1 protein-coding gene is annotated in these 616 nt (G+C 44.2%); it reads left to right on the top strand.

The features are described 5' to 3' along the window. A partial coding sequence (locus R7Z49_RS26080) for a sigma 54-interacting transcriptional regulator (RefSeq protein WP_318112571.1) occupies window positions 1–611 on the top strand: 611 nt, incomplete at its 5' end. Window positions 612–616: the final 5 nt, after the last annotated feature.

Genomic DNA, 616 nt, shown 5'->3' with positions numbered 1-616 from the left:
TTCTGACCATTTCGAAGGACCAGCAAATGAACCTGTTAAGGTTCTTACAAGAGGGCACGATTGAAACGCGCGAAGGTGTGAAGAATGTGAATGTGCGTATTCTTGCTGCTAACTCGTCAGACGTAGAAAAAGCTTTGATTGATGGCGACTTCAACGAAGAGTTGTACCATTACATCAATGTACTTCGTATCAACGTACCAAGCTTGAAAGAGCGCGCGAGTGACATTGCACTACTAGCTCGCTTCTATCTGCAAGAGTTCTCTAAAGAGTACAACTCTCAAGCAAAAAGTTTCTCAGAGGACGCTTTGAAAGCTCTGACTCGTTACTTCTGGCCTGGTAATGTTCGCGAGTTGATGAACCAAGTTAAGCGTGCGGTGTTGATGTCTGACAGCGTGATGATTGAAGAACATCATCTCGATTTGCCGCAACGTAATGATTCAAAACGCAGTTTGAAATCAATTCGAGAAAAGAGTGAGCGTGATGCGTTATTGGTCGTGTTGGAATCGCACTCAGGTCAAGTTTCCAATGCGGCGAAAGAACTTGGTGTGTCGCGTGCAACCATGTATCGACTACTTAACAAGCACAACTTGATTTCCGATCAAGCGATGTAATTCAA

The sequence above is a fragment of the Vibrio sp. 1562 genome (assembly GCF_033340155.1).
In the GTDB taxonomy this organism is placed as follows: domain Bacteria; phylum Pseudomonadota; class Gammaproteobacteria; order Enterobacterales; family Vibrionaceae; genus Vibrio; species Vibrio alginolyticus.
The sequence above is the reverse complement of the archived record's forward strand: the minus strand, read 5'-3'. Positions and strand labels throughout refer to the sequence as shown.